The sequence below is a fragment of the Shinella yambaruensis genome, assembly GCF_022899355.1.
In the GTDB taxonomy this organism is placed as follows: domain Bacteria; phylum Pseudomonadota; class Alphaproteobacteria; order Rhizobiales; family Rhizobiaceae; genus Shinella; species Shinella yambaruensis.
In genome coordinates this window covers 67,855-85,023 of the sequence record NZ_JALJCK010000004.1, presented here as the reverse complement: position 1 = coordinate 85,023, position 17,169 = coordinate 67,855, and the positions used below count along the sequence as shown (strand labels likewise).

At 65.2% G+C, this 17,169-nt stretch carries 17 protein-coding genes; 10 read left to right on the top strand and 7 right to left on the bottom strand.

Translation table 11 applies throughout. The features are described 5' to 3' along the window. Positions 1-3: 3 nt before the first annotated feature. From rpoN to ptsN, 3 genes are all read left to right on the top strand, one after another. Positions 4-1,566 (top strand): RNA polymerase factor sigma-54, encoded by a 1,563-nt coding sequence (rpoN, locus tag MUU56_RS10375; protein ID WP_244767240.1) that lies wholly within the window; start codon positions 4-6, stop codon positions 1,564-1,566. A 249-nt stretch (positions 1,567-1,815) separates the two neighbouring features. Beyond that, positions 1,816-2,391 (top strand): ribosome hibernation-promoting factor, HPF/YfiA family, encoded by a 576-nt coding sequence (gene hpf / locus MUU56_RS10370; protein WP_244767239.1) that lies wholly within the window; start codon positions 1,816-1,818, stop codon positions 2,389-2,391. A gap of 73 nt (positions 2,392-2,464) precedes the next feature. Continuing rightward, a complete protein-coding gene (gene ptsN, locus MUU56_RS10365; protein WP_023516844.1) occupies positions 2,465-2,929 on the top strand; it encodes a PTS IIA-like nitrogen regulatory protein PtsN in 465 nt (154 codons plus the stop codon). 73 nt (positions 2,930-3,002) lie between these two features. Here ptsN and grpE read toward each other — a convergent pair whose 3' ends face one another. Both grpE and hrcA read right to left on the bottom strand, forming a co-directional pair. After that, positions 3,003-3,626, bottom strand: coding sequence for a nucleotide exchange factor GrpE (gene grpE, locus MUU56_RS10360; protein ID WP_244767238.1), 624 nt, complete (start codon positions 3,624-3,626; stop codon positions 3,003-3,005). Positions 3,627-3,718: 92 nt separating this feature from the next. Then, complete coding sequence (hrcA, locus tag MUU56_RS10355) at positions 3,719-4,795, bottom strand: heat-inducible transcriptional repressor HrcA (protein ID WP_244767237.1); 1,077 nt, start codon at positions 4,793-4,795, stop codon at positions 3,719-3,721. A 193-nt stretch (positions 4,796-4,988) separates the two neighbouring features. On the opposite strand from hrcA, the gene rph reads away from it, so the two are divergent. From rph to hemW, 4 genes are read left to right on the top strand one after another with little or no spacing between them, the layout of a single operon-like run. Then, the gene (gene rph / locus MUU56_RS10350) at positions 4,989-5,705 is read left to right on the top strand and encodes a ribonuclease PH (protein WP_244767236.1); all 717 of its coding nucleotides are present in this window, start codon (positions 4,989-4,991) and stop codon (positions 5,703-5,705) included. Positions 5,706-5,718: 13 nt separating this feature from the next. Beyond that, the gene (locus MUU56_RS10345; RefSeq protein WP_244767235.1) at positions 5,719-6,135 is read left to right on the top strand and encodes a VOC family protein; all 417 of its coding nucleotides are present in this window, start codon (positions 5,719-5,721) and stop codon (positions 6,133-6,135) included. A gap of 8 nt (positions 6,136-6,143) precedes the next feature. Then, complete coding sequence (rdgB, locus tag MUU56_RS10340) at positions 6,144-6,788, top strand: RdgB/HAM1 family non-canonical purine NTP pyrophosphatase (RefSeq protein WP_244767234.1); 645 nt, start codon at positions 6,144-6,146, stop codon at positions 6,786-6,788. A gap of 6 nt (positions 6,789-6,794) precedes the next feature. Further along, positions 6,795-7,988: a radical SAM family heme chaperone HemW gene (hemW, locus tag MUU56_RS10335; RefSeq protein ID WP_244767233.1), complete on the top strand. Its 1,194-nt coding sequence runs from the start codon at positions 6,795-6,797 to the stop codon at positions 7,986-7,988. Here hemW and MUU56_RS10330 read toward each other — a convergent pair whose 3' ends face one another. Beyond that, positions 7,989-8,930 carry a DMT family transporter gene (locus MUU56_RS10330; RefSeq protein ID WP_244767232.1) on the bottom strand — a complete coding sequence of 314 codons (942 nt, stop codon included), beginning with the start codon at positions 8,928-8,930 and terminating at the stop codon, positions 7,989-7,991. A 136-nt stretch (positions 8,931-9,066) separates the two neighbouring features. On the opposite strand from MUU56_RS10330, the gene gcvA reads away from it, so the two are divergent. Continuing rightward, positions 9,067-9,963 (top strand): transcriptional regulator GcvA, encoded by an 897-nt coding sequence (gcvA, locus tag MUU56_RS10325; RefSeq protein WP_244767231.1) that lies wholly within the window; start codon positions 9,067-9,069, stop codon positions 9,961-9,963. Between the two features lie 45 nt (positions 9,964-10,008). On the opposite strand, the gene dnaA is transcribed toward gcvA, so the two are convergent. The 4 genes from dnaA to mutM form a co-directional block, all read right to left on the bottom strand. After that, positions 10,009-11,463 carry a chromosomal replication initiator protein DnaA gene (gene dnaA, locus MUU56_RS10320; protein WP_398430334.1) on the bottom strand — a complete coding sequence of 485 codons (1,455 nt, stop codon included), beginning with the start codon at positions 11,461-11,463 and terminating at the stop codon, positions 10,009-10,011. 974 nt (positions 11,464-12,437) lie between these two features. Next, on the bottom strand, positions 12,438-12,704 hold the full coding sequence (gene rpsT, locus MUU56_RS10315) for a 30S ribosomal protein S20 (protein ID WP_023514010.1): 267 nt from the start codon (positions 12,702-12,704) through the stop codon (positions 12,438-12,440). 190 nt (positions 12,705-12,894) lie between these two features. After that, a complete protein-coding gene (locus MUU56_RS10310) occupies positions 12,895-13,668 on the bottom strand; it encodes an enoyl-CoA hydratase (protein ID WP_244767229.1) in 774 nt (257 codons plus the stop codon). A 28-nt stretch (positions 13,669-13,696) separates the two neighbouring features. Further along, on the bottom strand, positions 13,697-14,578 hold the full coding sequence (mutM, locus tag MUU56_RS10305; RefSeq protein ID WP_244767228.1) for a bifunctional DNA-formamidopyrimidine glycosylase/DNA-(apurinic or apyrimidinic site) lyase: 882 nt from the start codon (positions 14,576-14,578) through the stop codon (positions 13,697-13,699). A gap of 183 nt (positions 14,579-14,761) precedes the next feature. On the opposite strand from mutM, the gene ubiE reads away from it, so the two are divergent. Together ubiE and ubiB are read left to right on the top strand one after the other, a co-directional pair. Further along, positions 14,762-15,538, top strand: a complete 777-nt coding sequence (gene ubiE / locus MUU56_RS10300) for a bifunctional demethylmenaquinone methyltransferase/2-methoxy-6-polyprenyl-1,4-benzoquinol methylase UbiE (protein WP_244767227.1) — start codon at positions 14,762-14,764, stop codon at positions 15,536-15,538. Between the two features lie 37 nt (positions 15,539-15,575). Continuing rightward, positions 15,576-17,150 carry a 2-polyprenylphenol 6-hydroxylase gene (gene ubiB, locus MUU56_RS10295; protein WP_244767226.1) on the top strand — a complete coding sequence of 525 codons (1,575 nt, stop codon included), beginning with the start codon at positions 15,576-15,578 and terminating at the stop codon, positions 17,148-17,150. Positions 17,151-17,169: the final 19 nt, after the last annotated feature.

The following is a 17,169-nucleotide window of genomic DNA, read 5'->3' as shown; positions in this document are numbered from 1 at the left end:
CGCATGGCACTCGCAGCCAGCCTTTTCCTGCGCCAAAGCCAGTCGCTGGTGATGACACCCCAGCTCATGCAGTCCATCCAGCTCCTGCAGATGACGCATGTCGAGCTCAACCAGTTCATCGCGCAGGAACTTGAGAAGAATCCGCTCCTGGAGATCGCCTCCGGCGATGAAGGCGGACGGGACGGCGAGCAGGGCGGCGAGGATTATGCCCTGCCGGGCGAGGACCGCGGCCATGCCGAAGGCGGCGGCGAGGACGGGTTCCAGCCGGACCTCTACGACAGCGCGACCAACGGCAGCGCGGGCAGCGCACCCGAAACGCTCGATGGCGGCCTCGACAACGTCTTTCCCGACGATGCCGGCCCGCGCGCGGCCGATGCGCCGGAACTCATCGGCCAGTGGAAATCCATGCCCGGCGGCGGCGAGGATGGCGAGGGCTACGACCTCGACGACTTCGTGGCAACCCGCAAGACGCTGCGCGACGTGCTGAACGAGCAGATTCCCTTCCTCCTGCCCGACCCGGTCGACCGGCTGGTCGCCCAGCATCTCGTCGACCAGCTCGACGATGCCGGCTATCTCCAGGGCAGCACGGCCGAGACGGCGCTGCGCCTTGGCAAGCCGATGGCCGACATCGACCGCGTGCTCTACCGCCTGCAGGAACTCGACCCGCCCGGCGTCTTCGCCCGTTCGCTCAGCGAATGCCTCGCCATCCAGCTGAAGGCGAAGGACCGGCTCGACCCGGCGATGGCGGTGCTCGTCGACAATCTCGAACTGCTCGCCCGGCGCGATTTCGCCACGCTGAAGAAGCTCTGCAGCGTCGGCGAGGAAGACCTCGTCGACATGCTGGCGGAGATCCGCAAGCTCGACCCCAAGCCCGGCACGCGCTACGAGACGGGCGCCTCGGAGGCCGTGGTGCCCGATATCGTCGTGCGCGCCGCGCCGGACGGAACCTGGCATGTCGAGCTCAATGCCGAGACGCTGCCGCGCGTCCTCGTCAACCGCGACTACTACGCCTCCGTCTCCAGCCGCACGAGCCGCGACAGCGCCGATTCCGGCTTCCTCAACGAATGCCTGCAGACGGCCAACTGGCTGACCCGCAGCCTCGACCAGCGCGCCCGCACCATCATGAAGGTGGCGAGCGAGATCGTGCGCCAGCAGGATGCCTTCCTGATGCACGGGGTCGACCATCTGCGCCCCTTGAACCTGAAGACGGTCGCCGAGGCGATCAAGATGCACGAATCGACGGTGAGCCGCGTCACCTCGAACAAATACATGCTGACGCCGCGCGGCCTGTTCGAGCTGAAATATTTCTTCACCGTCTCGATCGGCTCAGCGGAGGGAGGCGATTCCCATTCGGCCGAAAGCGTGCGTCACCGCATCCGCGCCATGATCGCGCAGGAATCCCCCGACGCGGTGCTCTCCGACGACGACATCGTAGGTGCCCTGCGCGAGGGGGGCGTGGATCTTGCCCGCCGCACCGTGGCGAAATACCGCGAGGCGATGAACATCCCCTCCTCCGTGCAGCGGCGCCGGGAGAAGCGGGCGCTCGCCAAGGCCGCCACCTCGTGAAACAAAGCCGGAGAACCGGCGTTTTCATATGACAGACGTTAAGAATGCGTGAACCCGGGAATTGACTTCACTGGCGGGACGGGCTAATGCGCGCCCCACTTTCGAAGGGAAGGCAGGCCGGAACTCCAGACATATCCCCGCTTTTCTGAAGCGTGCGTCACAAAAACCAGTGCATGCGTGAAAAGCTTGGAACGTGGATAAGGTTGGAATAGACTGTTGCACGCAAATCACGAAAGAGAGGAAACCTCCATGAGTGTGCGTGTATCCGGAAAACATATGGAAATCGGCGACAGCTTCCGCCAGCGTATTGAAGAGCAGGTGGGAGAGGCCGTAACCAAATATTTCGACGGAGGATATTCGAGCCAGGTTACCGTGGAAAAAGCGGGGTCGCGGTTCAGTGCCGATTGCAAGGTGCACCTCGATACCGGCATGGCCTTGCAGGCGAATGGCGAAGCGAACGATCCCCTGGCGGCCTTCCAATCGGCCTCCGAACGGATCGAGAAGCGCCTGCGTCGGTACAAGCGCAAGCTCAAGGATCACCACAACGGCAATGGTCATGATGCCTTTGCAGAAGTGGCTTACACGGTGATGGATTCGGTCCCCGACGAAGACGACGAGCTTCCCGAGGACTATGCGCCGACCATCGTTGCGGAAAGCACGAAGAAACTCAGGACCATGTCCGTCGCCAGCGCCGTCATGGCGCTCGACATGACGGACGAGCCGGTCCTTCTCTTCCGCAGCGCCGGGTCGGAGCAGCTCAATATCGTCTACCGACGCAACGACGGCAATATTGGCTGGATCGACGCAGCCAATATCAAAGGCTGAGTGACGGGAGCGTGGCGCCGGGACGGGCGCCACGCTTCTTCAATCCCTTCACCCAGCGCACGAGGACAAAAGCATGGCATTGGCAGGTTTGCTGCAGCAGAGTGCGATTATTCCGGCGATGAAGGCCAATTCCAAGAAGCAGCTGCTTCAGGAGCTGGCGACAAAAGCGGCAAAGATCACCGGTCTTCCGGAACGTGAGATCTTCGACGTCATCCTTCAGCGCGAGCGGCTCGGTTCGACCGGCGTGGGCAATGGCATCGCCATCCCGCACGGCAAGCTGAAGGAGCTTTCGCAGATCACCGGTCTCTTCGCGAGGCTCGAAACCCCCGTGGACTTCGAGGCGCTGGACGACCAGCCGGTCGACCTCGTCTTCCTGCTTCTGGCCCCGGAAGGCGCCGGCGCGGACCACCTCAAGGCATTGTCGCGCATCGCCCGCGTGCTGCGCGACCCGGCAATGGTCGCAAAGCTGCGCGCCTCCGACAGCGAGAGCGCCATCTATGCCTGCCTCAGCGAGGAACAGGCATCGAACGCGGCCTAGCGTTTTATGGAATGCACATGAAAAAACCGGCGGTTTTGCGACCGCCGGTTTTCTTTGTCCTGTCGTCTGCCGATCAGGCCTGCGCGGTGCTCGCCTCGCCGGCGAGCGCCTTCGGGCCGCCCTTGGAAACGCCGACCATGGCCGGGCGCAGCACGCGCTCGCCGATGACGTAGCCGTCCTGCACGACCTGCACGACCGTGTTGTTGGCGACGTCCGGGTTCGGCACTTCGAACATGGCCTGGTGGAAGTTCGGATCGAACTTCTCGCCGATCGGGTCGAGCTTGCGCACGCCGTGGCGTTCGAGCGCTGCGAGCATGGAGCGCTCGGTCATCTCCACGCCCTCGGCCAGCGCCTTCAGGCCGGTGTCTTCGGCGGCCTGCGCTTCGGCCGGAATGGCATCCAGCGCGCGGCGCAGGTTGTCGGACACGGCCAGCATGTCGCGGGCGAAGCCGGCGACGGAATAGGACTTGGCGTCCTTCACGTCACGCTCGGTGCGCCGGCGCAGGTTGTCCATCTCGGCGGCGAGGCGCAGGTACTTGTCCCTGAGTTCGGCGTTTTCGGCCCGCAGGGCATCGACCGGATCCGGCTCCGCCGGGGCGGCCGCCTCGGCAGTCGCCTCCTCCGGCGCGAATGTGTCGGCGGCGATGGTGCTCTCTACCGCTTCGTCAGGTCCGTGTTTCTTGCTCTCGTCGGTCATGACGTACTCCGAATTGCATCTTTTAAGGGGTTTGGCCCGATATCGAGCTTTGATCCCGAAAAATCAAGGGCCGATGCCCGGATTGCGGGCATTCAGCGCGAAAGCCGCGAGATCAGCTGGGCCGTATAGTCCACCATGGGCACAATCCGGGAATAGTTGAGCCGCGTCGGCCCGATGACGCCGACGGCCCCGACGATCTTGTCGTCGCTGTCGCGATAGGGTGCGACGATGAGCGAGGAGCCGGACAGCGAGAAGAGCTTGTTCTCCGAGCCGATGAAGATGCGCACGCCCGGGCCTGTCTCGGCAAGGTTCAAGAGTTCGATCAGGCTGTCCTTGCGCTCCAGGTCGTCGAAGAGCATGCGCAGGCGGTCGATATCCTCGGCGCCGGCAAGGCCTTCCAAGAGGTTCGCCCGGCCGCGCACGATCAGCCGCGTCGGCTTACCCTCGTCGAAGCCGCCGGACCAGACCGCAAGGCCCCGCTCGACGAGATCCTGCGACAGCTTGTCCAGCTCGCTGCTGATTTCGCCGCGCAGCCGTTCGAGCTGCGAGCGCGCTTCCACGAGCGTGTTGCCGGCAAGATGAGCGTTGAGGAAGTTGGCGGCCTCCGTGAGCTGCGAGCTGGTGACGCCGGCCGGCAGTTCGATGATGCGGTTCTCTACCTGGTCGTGATCGCCGACCAGCACGACCAGCGCCTTGGTCGGCTCCAGCCGGATGAACTCGACATGCTTCAGCACGGCGTCGTTCTTCGTGGTGATGACGAGGCCCGCGCCGCGCGACATGCCGGACAGCGCCTGGCTCGCCTCGTTCATCATGGTCTCGACGGCGGTATGCTTCTGGCCGTGCGGGCGCACATGGCGCTCGATCGAGGCGCGGTCCTCCGGCGAGATGTTGCCCACCTGCATGAAGGCATCGACGAAGAAACGCAGGCCAAGCTGCGTCGGCAGCCGCCCGGCGCTGATATGCGGCGAATAGATGAGGCCGAGCTCCTCGAGGTCGCTCATCACGTTGCGCACCGAGGCCGGCGAGAGCGACATGGGAAGGATGCGCGACAGGTTGCGCGAGCCGAGCGGCTCGCCGCTTTCCAGATAGCTCTCGACGATGCGGCGGAAGATTTCGCCCGAACGCTCGTCGAGCGCCGCCTGACTGTCAGGACCCGGAGATCTCTTCAAAACCATCTTTCCGCTGCAAACCCTGTTATCCGACAGGAATATAGTGATTTCGAAGGTCAGCGCAAAACGGATTTTCCCGCCATGGTTTCCCGCTGCAAGGCGCCAAAACGCAAGCGCCGTGCCGCACCACCATTCCCTCGCCCGGCGATCTGGTCTAAAGCAGCTTCCCAGACAATTCAGACAGGAGTTCGCAATGCGGCCGTCCGGCAGAAAAACCGACCAGATGCGCAAGGTTTCCTTCGAGCGCAACATTTCCAAACATGCCGAAGGCTCCTGTCTCGTCAAGTTCGGCGACACGCACGTGCTCGTCACCGCGAGCCTGGAAGAAAAGACGCCGCCGTGGCTGCGCAACAGCGGCAAGGGCTGGGTGACCGCCGAATACGGCATGCTGCCGCGCGCCACCGGCGAACGCATGCGGCGCGAAGCGGCATCCGGCAAGCAGGGCGGCCGCACGCAGGAGATCCAGCGTCTCATCGGCCGGTCGCTGCGCGCCGTCGTCGATCTCGAAGCGCTCGGCGAACGCCAGATCACCGTCGACTGCGACGTCATCCAGGCCGACGGTGGCACGCGCACCGCGTCCATCACCGGTGCCTGGATCGCCCTTCACGACTGCCTGAAATGGATGGAAGCCCGCAGCATGATCAAGGTGGAGAAGGTCCTGAAGGACCATGTCGCCGCGATCTCCTGCGGCATCTTCGCCGCCCAGTCGGTCATCGACCTCGACTATCTCGAAGACTCCGCCGCCGAGACCGACGCCAATTTCGTCATGACCGGCTCGGGCGGCATCGTCGAAATCCAGGGCACCGCCGAGGGCAAGCCGTTCACGGAGGAGGAATTCTCCGGCCTGATGGCGCTCGCCCGCGCCGGCATCGCCGACCTCGTCGGCCTGCAGAAGCAGGCGATCGCCTGAGACAGGTTTCGCCATGACCGCCGCGATCGAAGGCATTCTCGAAACCGCGCTCTACGCGGACGACCTCGACGCGGCGGAAGCCTTCTATGGCGGCATCCTCGGATTGGAAAAGATCACGCGGCAGGCGAACCGCCACGTCTTCTTCCGCTGCGGTCCCGGCGTTCTCCTGATCTTCAATCCGGCCGAGACCGTGCATACCCCGCCGCCCCAGGCCTTTCCGGTGCCGGTGCACGGCGCGACGGGGCCGGGCCATGCCTGTTTCCGCGTGCCGGGGCCGGCGCTTGATTTCTGGGTGAAAAAGCTCGAAGAAGCCGGCATCGCCATCGAAGCGGATTTCCGCTGGCCGAACGGCGCCCGCTCCATCTATTTCCGCGACCCCGCCGGCAACAGCCTCGAATGCGCCGAACCGGGCCTCTGGAACATCGCTTGAGGAATTTCATGCGCAAGCTCGACACCAAGACGATCGTCGTCGCCAGCCACAATGCCGGAAAGATCCGCGAGATCGAGGACCTGATCGGCCCCTTCGGCTTTTCCGTCAGGTCCGCCGCCGAACTGAAATTCGAGGAGCCGGACGAGACCGGCACGACCTTCGAGGAAAACGCGACGATCAAGGCGCTCGCCTCGGCGAAGGCCGCGGGCCTGCCCGCCCTTTCGGACGATTCCGGCCTCGTCATCGACGCGCTCGACGGCGCGCCGGGCGTCTACACGGCGAACTGGGCGGAAAAGGAAGACGGCACGCGCGACTTCGCCATGGCTATGGAGAAGGTGGAGAAGGCGCTTGCCGAGAAGGGCGCCACCGAGGCGAAGGACCGCACGGCGCGCTTCGTCTCCGTGCTCTGCCTTGCCTGGCCGGACGGCCATACCGAACTCTTCCGCGGCGAAGTGGAAGGCCACGTCGTCTGGCCGCCGCGTGGCACGCAGGGTTTCGGCTACGATCCGGTCTTCCGGCCGGACGGCTACGAGACGACCTTCGGCGAGATGAGCGCGCAGGAAAAGCACGGCTGGAAGCCGGGCGATGCGGCCGCGCTGTCGCACCGCGCCCGCGCCTTCAAGCGCTTCGTCGAAACCTGCCTGAAGGCCTGAGGCGCGATGACGGCGGTGCCCCTCGACATCCGGCCGGGCATGGGATCGGGCCTTTCCGACCCCGGCTTCGGCATCTATGTGCACTGGCCGTTCTGTGCCGCCAAATGCCCCTATTGCGACTTCAACAGCCATGTGCGCCACCAGCCGGTCGATCAGCCGCGTTTCGTGCAGGCCTTCCTGAAGGAAATGGCGACGATGCGCCGGCTCACCGGCTCGCGCAGCGTCACCAGCGTCTTCATGGGCGGCGGCACGCCCTCGCTGATGGCGCCGGAAACGGTGGATGCGATCCTCAACGGCATCGCCCGCCACTGGCATGTGCCTGACGGCATCGAGATCACCATGGAGGCGAACCCCTCCAGCGTCGAGGCCGAACGGTTCCGCGGCTATCGCGCGGCCGGCGTCAACCGCGTCTCGCTCGGCGTTCAGGCGCTGAACGACCGGGACCTCAAATTCCTCGGCCGGCTGCATGACGTCGCCGACGCGCTGAAGGCGATCCGCCTCGCGCGCGACATTTTTCCGCGCATGTCCTTCGACCTCATCTATGCCCGGCCGAACCAGACCGTCGAGGACTGGGACCGCGAATTGAAGCAGGCCGTCTCCTACGCCGTCGATCATCTCTCGCTCTACCAGCTCACCATCGAGGAGGGCACGCCCTTCTACGGCCTTCACAAGGCCGGCAAGCTGGTCGTGCCCGACGGGGAGCAGTCCGCCGTGCTCTACGAGGCGACGCAGGAAATCACCGAGCGCGAAAACATGCCGGCCTACGAGGTCTCCAACCACGCCCGCCCCGGCGCGGAGAGCCGCCACAACCTCACCTATTGGCGCTATGGCGACTATGTCGGCATCGGTCCCGGCGCGCATGGCCGCCTGACGGCCGGCGGCGCGAAGATCGCCACCGCCACGGAGCGGAAGCCGGAAGCCTGGCTGGAACGGGTCGAGGCGGGAGGCCACGGCATGATCGACCAGGAGCTTCTGGAGCGCGAGGCACAGGCGGACGAACTGCTGCTGATGGGCCTGCGCCTCAAGGAGGGCGTCGATCTCGCCCGCTGGCAGACCCTCTCCGGCCGCGACCCGGATCCCGACCGGGAACAGTTCCTCATCGAGCACGGCTTCATCGAGCGGCTCGGCAATTCGCGGCTGCGCTGCACGCCGGCCGGCATGCTGATCCTCGACGCCGTCGTCGCGGACCTCGCCTGCTGATCAGCCGCCGGCATCCGAGCCGAGCGGCCGGCGCTTTTCCATCACCATGCGCAGGAGACGCCCGTCGATGGCCGCAAGGCCGACGGCGATCAGCGCCATGCCGGCAAAATGCTTCGGCGCCAGCACCTCGCCGAGAATCAGCGCGCCGAGCAGGATGGCGCTGACGGGGATGAGGAAGGTCACGAGCATCAGGTTCGTCGCACCCGCCGTGGCGAGAATGCGGAAGAAGATGACATAGGCGAGCGCGGTGGCAAGGAAGGCGAGGCCGAACAGGGCCATCCAGGTCTGCGCCGAGGGCATGGCGAGCGTCCATGGACGGTCGACGACCAGCGCGACGGGCAGCATCAGCACGGCGGAGGCCGTCACCTGCCCTGCGGCCGGCAGCAGCGGCGGCAGGCCCAGGCGGCGGAAGCGGCGGCCGAAGATGCCGGCGATCGAATAGGAGACGGCGCCCCCGAGCACGGCAAGCTGCGCCAGGAGGTTGGCGCCGAGATCGGAGAGGACCGAGGGGCCGATCATCAGCGCCACGCCGAGAAAGCCGACGAGGACGCCGACGAGCCGTCCGCCCGTCATCTTCTCGTCCGTCGTCAGCAGATGGGCGGCGATGACGGCAAAGAGCGGCGTGGTGGCGTTGAGGATGGAGGCGAGGCCGCTCGCGATGTGCGTCTGGCCCCAGACGATCAGCGAGAACGGGATGATGTTGTTGAGCACGCCCATGCCGAGGAAGGCGAGCCAGACTTCCCTGTTGCGCGGAACGGCATGGCCGGCAAGGCGCACGACCGTCCAGAGCGCGAGGGCGGCAAGGCCGACGCGGGCGGTGACGATGGTGAGCGTCGGCAGTTCGCGCACCAGGATGCCGTTGAAGAGGAACGAACCGCCCCAGAGAAGCGAGAGCGCGATGAGCAGGCCCCATTCGCCTGCGGTCATGCTACGGTTGGCCATGGGGATCTCCTTGCGAAATTTTCTAAATCTGTCGCGGTGCCCGGATGTCAAAATCCGGCTTTCACGCTATAATTTCGCGGATTTTCATGCCGTACAAACGATCATATTTCGGCTTTTCAGCGAGGAAAACTAAATCATGAACGGCCGCCTTCCCTCTCTTTCCGGCCTGCGCGCCTTCGAAGCGGCAGCGCGGCATCTGAGCGTCACGCTCGCCGCCGGCGAGCTCAATGTCACGCCCGGCGCCGTCAGCCTGCAGATCCGCGAGCTGGAGCAATCGCTCGGCGTGCAGCTCTTCGAGCGGCGGCCGCGGCAGATCAGGCTGACGGAGAATGGCGAGGGTTACTTCAAGGCGATGCGCTCGGCCTTTCGCATGATGCGTGAGGCGACCGACGAATTGCTGGCCCGGGCAAAATCTCCCGCGACGCTGGCAATCAGTTGCACGCCGACCTTCGCCGCACAGTGGCTCGTGCCGCGTCTGCCGAAATTCGAGGAACGCCTGCCCGGCGCCGACATCCGTATCAGTGCCTCCAACCGCCTCGTCGACTTTGCCCGCGACGGCGTCGATATCGCAATCCGCCACGGCTTCGGCCGCTACGAGGGCCTTGTCAGCGAAAGGCTGCTCGACGACGACCTGATGCCCGTCATCGCGCCTGCCCTCAAGGAGAAGATCCCGCTCGATGCGCCGGCGGACCTTACCGGCCATGTGCTGATCCACGACGTGCACCGGCAGGACTGGCGGCTCTGGCTGGAGGCGATGGGCGTTGCCGGCATCGACGTGCAGCGTGGCCCCGTCTTCACCGACAGCAACGGCGCGATCGAGGCGGCCAAGGCCGGCGACGGCGTGGCGCTGGCGCGGCTTTCGCTGGTGGCACGCGAGGTCCAGGAGCGGCGGCTTATCGCCCCCTTCCCGCGCGGCGTGGCGACGGGGCTTGCCTATTACATCGTCTATCCGCCGGGCGCGCTGGACCGGCCGGCGGTCGCGGCTTTGCGGCAATGGCTGACGGAAGAGGCGCGCGCAGTGCGCGGACACTGAAAAGGGGCCTTCCGGCCCCTTTTCGTCACGGCATGAACGCCATGATCATTCGTTGATCAACCGCTTCAGCAGTTCGATCTCGTGGCTGAGCTTGGTGTCGCCCGCGATCAGTTCCTCGATCTTGCGAACCGCGTGCAGAACCGTCGTGTGATCGCGTCCGCCGAAGCGGCGGCCGATCTCCGGGAAGGAGCGCGGCGTCAGCGTCTTCGACAGGTACATCGCGATCTGCCGCGGCTTGACGATGACGCGCGTGCGGCGGTTCGAGACCAGCTCCTGACGCGAGACGTTGTAGTGCTTCGCCACCACGCGCTGGATGTCCTCGATGCGCACCCGGCGCGGTTCGCCGGCGGCGACGAGGTGGCCGAGCAATTCGTCGACGCGCTCGATCGTGAGGTTCGGCTCGAAGGAGCGGCGGAAGAGCAGCTGATTGAAGGCGCCTTCCAGTTCCCGGCCGCTCGCCGTGATGTTGCGCGCGACATGGCTCAGGATATCGACCGGGATATCGAGCGAAGCGTCCTCCTGCTGCGCGGCGGCGAGCCGGCGTTTCAGGATTTCGAGACGCATTTCGTAGTCCGGCGCTTCCATCTCGATGGCGACGCCGCCCTGCAGGCGCGAGCGCACCCGCGGATCGAGCGATTCCAGCTCCCACGGCGCGCGGTCGGCGGCGACCACGACCTGCCTGGCGGAATCGAGCAGCATGTTGAGCAGGTGGCAGAACTCGTTCTGGATCGAATTGCCCTGCAGGAACTGCATGTCGTCGATGATCAGGAGATCGATGTTGCGCAGCGTCTCCTTGAGGGAGAGCGCATCATTGTCGCGGATCGCGGTCGCAAAGCGCCACATGAAGTATTCGGCCGTCAGATAGACGACGCGCGGGTTGCGGGCGCTTGCCAGCGCGCCGAGCGCGATCGCCTGGAGAAGGTGCGTCTTGCCGAGGCCGACGCTGGAATGGACGAAGAGCGGGTTGAAGCGCACGGCGCCGGCGCCGGCTTCCGCGATCGTGCGGGCAGCGGCAAGGGCGACGCGGTTCGACGTGCCCTCGACGAAGGCGTCGAACGTATAGCGCTGGTCGAGCGGCGAGCCGAAGAGCGGGCCGGACGGCTGCTGCACGCGCGGCTGGGCCGAAGCGGCAACCGATACCGCTGCGCTGGCGACGGGCTGCGGGCCGCTCGCGGCGCGGCGCGGCTGCGCCTGCGGTGCTGCGGGCTCGGTGGCCGCCGCCTCCTCGACGACGCCGGTGCGGGCGCCGCGGGTTGCGGTTCGCACCAGGATCTCCACCTTGAGGATTTCGGCATCCTCCTGCTGGAACAGGCTGGTGATGAGATCGAGATAACGATTGTTGATCCAGGATTTCAGGAACGTCGTCGGCACCGACAGGCGCACGACGCTCTTGGAAACGGAATGGACCTTCAGCCGACCGAACCAGCTCGCGAAGACGTCCGGGCCAACCTGCGCTTTAAGGCGCGCACTGACCCGCTCGAAAATCGCGTCCTGCTTCATATCGGATGGAACCCCCGCCGCCTGCGCCCCTTCTTGCGGGAGCGTTTTAAGTGCATTTTCCCCGTTCGCGAATGCACCAGCCGTTCTGGCCGTATTCATCTGCATCTTGCCGCCTTTCATGCTTCCTTCGCCACGTCGGCATTCCTGCCGGCGCCTTTCATGTTTGCCATCTCCCGACCGCGCCGAGCCATCGCCCGGTCCGGAACATGGTGCCCCGATCGTACCGACCCCCTACATTCGGCCCGATCCCGTTTCCCAAACACAATTCGGGTCCATCGGATCCGTTGTCATACCGGATCATCAAGTCCCGCCTGTGGCCGCGCCGCTCACTCCCTCGTCGAGCGTACGGCGGGCATGCCCTATCATCCGGCCGTCCTCACGGCCTTCTCAACCGGCGCAATTGAAAGTCACAAAAACCCTTGCCAGTGTGCGGTGAGGCACCTGGGGCAGGCGTTGCCGGTTGGATGATTTTACGAAGCGGAGCCGCTCCGTCACAAGGGACAAACAACCACCGCTGCCTTTTGAAGCAGTCTTGTCGGCGATCATTTTAAGGCTGTGTCCGCGCCCCCTGTGGAAAGCATTTAGGCAGGATCAGGCACCAAGATCAATCACGAATTTTACGCAAAATTAAGGGGCGGCCGTTGACTCGCAAGCCCGTTCCTGACTCGGAATCAGGGCCCCAAAGGAGAATCTGTTAGGAATCAATGGCTTTGTTTTCGGGTCCTTTTCGGAAGGCTTGAAAAACGAAAAAAATAAAAATTCGCTTGACTCAGATTGCTGTCAAACTCCCGCAACGAAAGGGGGGAGAATGTCACCCAACCTCCCGCAAGTAACTGAATTTAAAGGATTTTCTTCGTCACTCTTTTGACACGATCAAGCCTTGCACATTAACCATGGCAGGGTTCGAAAAACCAAAGAAAAAGCCCGGCGCAAGCGCCGGGCTTTTCCTAATATTGCATAGCTCGATGGGGCTATCAGGCCGACATCGTCTTCACGCGGTTCGCCAGACGCGAGACCTTGCGGGATGCTGTATTGGAATGGAGCACGCCCTTGGTGGCAGCGCGCATCAGTTCCGGCTGGGCAGCCTTCAGAGCGGCGGCGGCCGAAGCCTGGTCGCCGGAGGCGATGGCCTCTTCGACCTTGCGGATGAAGTTGCGGACGCGCGAGCGGCGCGACTTGTTGACTGCGGTGCGCGCGGCGATCTTGCGGGTCGCCTTCTTTGCCGAGGTTGTATTGGCCATTTATGCCTCTCTTCAGAAATCTGACACAAACTCCACCCTCGCCGTGCCGGGTCACTGCGACCTGTCATCAAAGCAATTCGGGAGCAATATCGGAAAACCTTGGAATTCGGCTTTCCAAACTGTGGGCGGCGTATAGCTGGAAACCACGACGACGTCAACGCGGATTCTGCAAGAAACGCCGCCCGGCGGACTAGCGATGCCGGAAGGCCGGCTTGCGCTTCTCGATGAAGGCCGCCATGCCCTCCTTCTGGTCCTCGGTGGCGAAGAGCGCATGGAACAGCCGGCGCTCGGCGCGCATGCCCTCGGCAAGGACGGTCTCGTAGGCGCGTCCCACCGCCTCCTTCGCCAGCATGGTGGCGGGCAGGGAATAACCGGCGATCTTTTCCGCCGCGGCCAGCGCCTCCTCGAGCAGCCTTTCGGGCGCGACCACGCGGGCGACAAGGCCGGCGCGTTCGGCTTCCGCCGCGTCCATCAGCCGGCCGGTGAGGATGAGGTCCATCGCCTTCGCCTTGCCGAGGGCGCGCGTCAGGCGCTGCGTGCCGCCCATGCCGGGAATGATGCCGAGGGTGATCTCCGGCTGGCCGAACTTCGCCGTTTCCGAGGCGATGATGAAATCGCACATCATGGCGACCTCGCAGCCGCCGCCGAGCGCAAAGCCGCTGACGGCGGCGATCATCGGCTTGCGGCAGGCCGCCACGTCGTCCCAGCCGGCGGCAAGATCTTCCATCATGGCGTCGGCAAAGCCGTAGGGCTGCATCTCCTTGATGTCGGCGCCGGCGGCAAAGGCCTTTTCCGAGCCGGTGAGGACGATGGCGCCGATGCCGGCATCCGCCTCGAAGGCGGCGAGCACGCTCTTCAGTTCGTCGAGCAGCTTGCGGTTCAGCGCATTCAGCGCCTGCGGCCGGTTGAGCGTGACGAGGCCGACGCGCCCGCGCGTCTCCACCAGCAGGGTTTCATAGGCCATGATTCTCTCCTCGTTTTATGTCCGGGTCTTATTTCTGGCAGGCGGCGCAAAGGAAGGTGGAGCGGCCGCTCTGCACGATACGGCCGATCGTGCCCGTGCAGCCGGGCGTGCGGCAAGGTTCCTTCTCGCGGTCGTAGACGGAGAAGGAGTGCTGGAAGTAGCCGAGCGAGCCATCGGCACGGATATGGTCACGCAGGGTCGAGCCGCCCGCCTCGATCGCATCGGCGATCACCTGGCGGATCGCCTCGGTGAGGAGGACGAGCTCCTTCTTCGGCTTGCCCGCGGCCGTTACCAGCGAGCCCGCCAGCCTTTCCGGCGAAAGATGCGCGCGCCAGAGCGCTTCGCAGACATAGATGTTGCCGAGGCCGGCAATGTTCTTCTGGTCGAGCAGGGCGGCTTTCAGCGGCGTCTGGCGGCCGCGGAACTTGGCGGCGATATAGTCGGCGTCCAGCGTGTTGCCGGTCGGCTCGGCACCGAGGTCGCGGAAGAACGCATGAGCGGCGATGTCTTCCCGTCGGGCGAGGTCCATGAAGCCGAAGCGGCGGGGATCGTTGTAGATGACGCGGCGTGCGCCCTCCGGCGTCTCCAGGTGGAAGACGACGTGGTCGTGGCGCGTGTCCTTGCTGCGGGGGATGTGGAAATCGCCGGGCGGCTCGGCGCCCTCCACCCGGAAGGAGCCGGACATGCCGAGATGGGCGATCACCACGTCGCCGCCCTCGATATCGATCAGCAGATATTTGGCGCGGCGGCCGAGCGAGACGATGCTGCGGCCGGACAAAGCCTCGGAAAAGGCCGGCGGGAAAGGAAAGCGCAGGTCCGGGCGGCGCAGCTCCGCCCGGCGGATCGTCGCCCCCTCCATGACGGGGGCAAGGCCCCGGCGCACCGTTTCCACTTCCGGCAATTCCGGCATCGTCTTCTCCTTCGATTTAACCTTGAGCGCATTTGCCGCGGCGCGGCATTTCCCTCTCGGCAATCTATGTCCTATATACCCGGCGAAGCGGCGGGCGCTGTGCGTGAGATAGCGCGGCGCCGGCCAATTCGCTATGGTCTTTGCGGCAATCCGGCTGCGACAGACCGGCCCATGGAGACGACGATGACGGAACAGCGCACATCCGCGGACGGCGGCATGGAAACCTCCTACGGGTTTCGCGAGGTGCGGCAGGGCGAGAAGCAGGCGCTCGTCAACGACGTGTTCCACAAGGTGGCCAAGCGCTACGACATCATGAACGACGTCATGTCCGCCGGCCTGCACCGGGCCTGGAAGGACGCGATGATCGCGAGCCTCAATCCGCGCAAGGACCCGTCCTACAGGGTGCTCGACGTTGCCGGCGGCACGGGCGACATCGCCTTCCGCATCGTGGAGGCTTCCGACAGGCTGGCCCATGCCACCGTGCTCGACATCAACGGCTCGATGCTTTCCGTCGGCGCCGACCGGGCGGCGAAGAAGGGCCTTTCCGCCAATCTCGATTTCGTCGAGGCCAATGCGGAGGACCTGCCCTTCGAGACCGGCAGCTTCGATGCCTATACGATCGCCTTCGGCATCCGCAACGTGCCACGCATCGATGTCGCGCTGGCGGAGGCCTATCGCGTCCTGAAGCGCGGCGGGCGGCTGCTCGTGCTCGAATTCTCCGAGGTGGAGATGCCGCTGCTCGACCAGTTCTACGAAGCCTGGTCGTTCAAGGCGATCCCGCAGTTCGGCAAGATGATCACCGGGGACGCCGAGCCGTACCAGTATCTCGTCGAATCGATCCGCAAGTTCCCGAACCAGCAGGATTTCGCGGCGATGATCCGCGCCGCCGGCTTCTCCCGCGTCACCTTCACCAATTATACCGGCGGCATCGCGGCGCTGCATTCGGGCTGGAAGCTGTGAGCATGGCCCTGTCCTTCTCCCAGCAGCACCTTGCCGCATGAGTGTTTTCGGCGCCTATCTTCGGCTCGCCCGCGTGGGCTGGGTCCTCGTGCGCGAGGGCGTCGTCTCGGCCCTGCCGACGGAGGGCATGCCGCCGCTCGCGCGCACCGCGCATACGCTTGCCGGTCTCTTCGAACGCCGCCGGGCCTCGAAGGAGGACCGCAGCGACCGCCTTGCCCGCGCCATCGAACGGCTCGGCCCCTCCTATGTGAAGATGGGCCAGTTCCTGGCGACCCGGCCCGACGTCGTCGGCGCCGAGATCGCCGTCGACCTCTCCGCCCTTCAGGACCGCATGGCGACCTTTCCGCGCGAAGCGGCCGTCGCCACCGTCGAAGGCTCGCTCGGCCGGCCGCTCGACGAGCTCTATGTCAATTTCGGCGACCCGATCGCCGCCGCCTCCATCGCGCAGGTCCATCCCGCGACGGTGCGCGATGCGACCGGCGAACGGCAGGTCGCGGTCAAGGTCATCCGCCCCGGCGTGCGCCAGCGCTTCGCCCATGACCTGGAAGCCATGTATGCCGCCGCGCGCCTTCAGGAGCGCATCCTGCCCAACACGCGCCGGCTGAAGCCGGTCGAGGTGACGCGCACGCTGGAGCAGACGACGAAGGTCGAGATGGACCTTCGCCTGGAGGCAGCCGCGCTTTCGGAACTCGGAGAAAACACCGGGGACGATCCCGGCTTCCGCGTGCCGAAGGTCGACTGGGAGCGCACGGGACGCGACGTCGTCACCATGGAATGGATCGACGGCATCAAGATGTCGGACGTCGAGGGGTTGCGCGCCGCCGGCCACGATCTCGACAGGCTGGCCGACACGCTGATCCAGTCCTTCCTGCGCCATACGCTGCGCGACGGCTTCTTCCACGCCGACATGCACCAGGGCAATCTCTTCGTCGATCCGCAAGGCACGATCGTCGCCGTCGACATGGGCATCGTCGGCCGGCTCGGCAAGAAGGAGCGTCGCTTCCTCGCCGAGATCCTCTACGGCTTCATCACGCGCGACTACCAGCGCGTCGCCGACGTGCATTTCGAGGCGGGCTACGTGCCCTCGCACCACGATACCGCCAGCTTCGCCCAGGCGATCCGCGCCATCGGCGAGCCGATCCACGGCCAGCCGGCCGAGACCATCTCCATGGCAAAGCTCCTGACCCTGCTCTTCGAGGTGACGGAGCTCTTCGACATGGAGACCCGCACCGAACTCGTCATGCTGCAGAAGACCATGGTGGTGGTGGAGGGCGTTTCGCGCACGCTGAACCCCCGCTTCAACATGTGGAAGGCGTCCGAAGGCGTCGTCGGCGACTGGATCCGGGACAATTTGGGGCCGAAGCGGCTTTTGACGGACCTGCGTGACGGTGCCCATGCCGCCCTGCGGCTGGCCGAGGCGGCCCCGGAAATTGCCGCCAAGGCGGAAAAGCTTTCGCAGGACATCACCAGCATGGCCGAAAAGGGCCTGCGTTTCGATGCGGAGACCGCCGAAGCGATCGGCCGGTCCGAGGCCCGCCACAGCCGCTCCGGCCGGCTGGCGCTGTGGATCATTGCTGCAACACTCGTCTATATCGCCTGGAAGCTTACCTGACGGGTTGCTTTCCCCGCGT